Consider the following 3,091-nt stretch of genomic DNA (forward strand, 5'->3'; position numbering starts at 1 on the left):
TCTGGCCGACCTCGCTGAGGACGTGACTGGACACGACGACCGTGCGCCCCTGACCGGCGAGCCCACGCAGGGTACGGCGCAGCCAGGCGATGCCCTCGGGATCGAGGCCGTTGGCCGGCTCGTCGAGCAGCAACACGGCCGGATCGCCGAGCAGCGCACCGGCCAGCGCCAGGCGCTGCCGCATCCCGAGGGAGTACGTGCCGATCCTCCGATCCGCGGCGCCGGCCAGTTCGACGACGTCCAGGACCTCCTCGACGCGCGCCGCCCCGACACCGGCGCCGAGCGCGAGGATCGACAGGTGCGCGCGACCGGTGCGACCGGTGTGGAAGCCGGCCGTCTCGATAACCGCGCCGACGATCCGCCGCGGCCGGTCGAGTTCGGCGTAGCGCCGACCGCCGATCAGGGCCGACCCCGCGGACGGCCGGGCGAGCCCGAGGATCAGCCGCATCGCCGTCGTCTTGCCCGCACCGTTGGGGCCGAGGAAGCCGGTGACCTCGCCGGGCGCGAAGTCGACCGACACGTCGGCCAGGGCGGCAACCGCCCCGAACTGCTTGGTGAGCCCGCACAAGGTCACCGGCGTCGTCATCGCGGTGAATATCTGTTCATGATCATCCGTTCACCGTAGATCCCGATCCGCCGAAGCACAAGCGCGATCGCCGGCGGTCCCCCAGTGGGCTCCGCTGAAAACGTCGATCAGGCCGGTATCGTTCGGCGGGATCGAGCCCGCGAGCAAAGGTGCACCCGATGACCGGCAAGCCACCCACCATCGCCGACGTCGCGCGCGTCGCCGGCGTCTCGGTGCCGACGGTGTCCCGGGTGCTGACCGGGAACATCCCGGTCGCCGAGAAGCGGCGGGCGCAGGTGCTCAAGGCGATCGAGGAGCTTGGCTACCGGCCGAACGCCGCCGCGCGGGCCCTGGTCAGCGGGCGGCGGTCGATGATCGCGATCCTCGCCGCGAACACCTCCCGCTACGGCTACGCCCGCACCGTGGAAGGGATCGAAGAGGCGGCCCGGGCGGCCGGCTACATGGTGGTGATCACCGTCGTCGAGACGCCCGATCCGGAAGCGGTGAACAGCGCCGTCGACATGGTGCTCAGCCATGCGGTGGCCGGAGTGATCGTGCTCGACTTCGACGAGCCGGGCCACGCCGCGATGACCGCGCTGCCCAGGAGCGTCCCCGTGGTCGTCGCCGCTGCCTCGCCGTCCCGCTCGGTCGACCTGCCGCGGGCCTACCTCGCCGACCAGCGCGCCGCCCGGGCCGCCACCGAGTACCTCCTGTCGCTCGGGCATCGGACGGTCCACCACATCGCGCTGCCCAGCACGGGCCGGCGCGGCGGCCGCACGGCGGGCTGGGCGGCGGCGCTGAAGGCGGCCGGCGTGGACGCGCCGGAGCCGCTGTCGGCATCGTGGAATCCGCTCGACGCCTACGAACTCGCCAAGACGCTCGCCGCCGACCCGGCAGTGACCGCGGTGCTCGCGGGCAACGACGAGGTCGCCGTCGGCGTCTTGCGAGCGATGACGGAACAGGGCCGGCGCGTACCCCAGGACGTCAGCGTGATCGGCTTCGACGATCAACCCATCGCATCGCTCGTCTCGCCCTCGCTCACGACCGTGGCGCAGGACTTTGCCGAGCTCGGTCGGCAGACCTTCGGGCTGCTGAACCGGACGATCAACGGTGCCGAGGGGCGCGCGACCATCAGCGTGCCGGCCCGGCTCGTCGTCCGCGAGAGCACGGCCCCCGCCCCGCGCCACCGTAAGCGCTGACGGCCAACCCTCGATGATCTTGCGCTGATTGATCGGCGCGGTCGGTCGCGTCCGATCCGCTGATAACGCTGTCAGGCGACGCTCTGATATCGCTATCAGAAATTGTCGCGAAACTCTTGCGCTCCCGTCTGATCAACGTTTTCATGGTGCGACAACGCACCGGCGAATGGGAGCACCGTGGGTTCGATGGACGTCACCAGTCGGGGCAGCGGCCTTCGCCTCGCCCTGAGCTGGAGCGATGACGAACCGGCCACGGTGTCCCTTCGCGGGCCTGGGCAAGCCGACCTATCGCCCGCGACGGCACCGCTCGTCGAGGCGCTCGCGGCCGGGCACGGCCGGGAGTGGGCCGGCCGCCGGTTCGTCGACACCGCGATCGGCCGCCGGCTCCGCCATCGCGCGCACCGCGTCGAGCGACGCGGCCCGTGGCAGACCGCGTCGCTGACCCAGTACGACGACGTGACCGGGCTCGAGTTCACGGCCGAGTTGACCATCCACGACGAGGAGTTGGGGCTGCGCGGCCGCACCCATACCCGAAACGTCGGCGCGCAGCCCGTGACGCTGCACGCGGTGAGCTCGCTGACGTTCGGTGACTTCGGCACTCCCAAGCCCACTGCGCTCGACCAGTGGTCCTTGTTGCGGGGCCGCAGCGACTGGCTGGCCGAGGGTCGCTTCGAGCGGGTGCCGTTGCGAGCGGCCGGGCTGCCCGACCTGCACGTCGAGGGCAAGCCGTTCCGCACCCGCGGCTGCATCGAAGCGGTGAGCTTGAGCAGCTGGCCGACCGCGTACGAGATGCCGGTGGGCGTGCTCATCGACCCGGCCGGGCCCCAATGGTCGTTCCAGGTCGAGCACAACGGCGGGTGGGTTTGGCAGTTGGGGGAGCGGCCCGAGAGCCTCTACCTCGCGCTGCTGGGCCCGACCGACGAGCACCACCAGTGGCAGCTCGAACTGCGGCCGGGGGAGACGTTCTCGTCCGCACCGGCGTCCATCTGCGTGGAGCCGGCCTGCGCCCCGCTGGCGTTGCCCGCGCTGACGAGCTTCCGGCGGGCGTCGGCCCCAGCGACGCTTCGCGAGCCGTCGGCGGTCATCTTCAACGACTACATGAATACGGTGATGGGCGATCCGACGGCGAACGCGCTGTACCCGCTCATCGACGCGGCGGCCCAGGCCGGTGCCGACTACTTCGTGATCGACGCCGGTTGGTACGCCGACGACGGTGACTGGTGGGAGACGGTAGGGGAGTGGCTGCCGTCGCCCCGACGCTTTCCGGACGGGCTCGACCGGGTCCTCGAGCACGTCCGGCGCCGGGGACTCGTGCCCGGCCTGTGGT

Annotated in this window: 3 protein-coding genes; 2 read left to right on the forward strand and 1 reads right to left on the reverse strand. The window is 71.5% G+C overall.

The window, feature by feature from the left end:
* A partial coding sequence (locus JF597_RS53595) for an ATP-binding cassette domain-containing protein (protein WP_294014316.1) occupies positions 1 to 586 on the reverse strand: 586 nt, incomplete at its 3' end.
* Between the two features lie 158 nt (positions 587 to 744).
* On the opposite strand from JF597_RS53595, the gene JF597_RS53600 reads away from it, so the two are divergent.
* Together JF597_RS53600 and JF597_RS53605 are read left to right on the forward strand one after the other, a co-directional pair.
* Positions 745 to 1,764, forward strand: a complete 1,020-nt coding sequence (locus JF597_RS53600; RefSeq protein ID WP_294014317.1) for a LacI family DNA-binding transcriptional regulator — start codon at positions 745 to 747, stop codon at positions 1,762 to 1,764.
* Between the two features lie 186 nt (positions 1,765 to 1,950).
* On the forward strand, positions 1,951 to 3,091 hold a 1,141-nt coding region (locus JF597_RS53605), incomplete at its 3' end, for an alpha-galactosidase (protein ID WP_294014319.1).

The sequence above is a fragment of the Streptomyces sp. genome (assembly GCF_019510245.1).
Taxonomy (GTDB): domain Bacteria; phylum Actinomycetota; class Actinomycetes; order Streptomycetales; family Streptomycetaceae; genus Streptomyces.

Coding starts and splice junctions, on each gene's coding strand:
- JF597_RS53600 (WP_294014317.1), top strand. CDS start 745: ATGACCGGCAAGCCACCCACCATCGCCGACGTCGCGCGCGTCGCCGGC.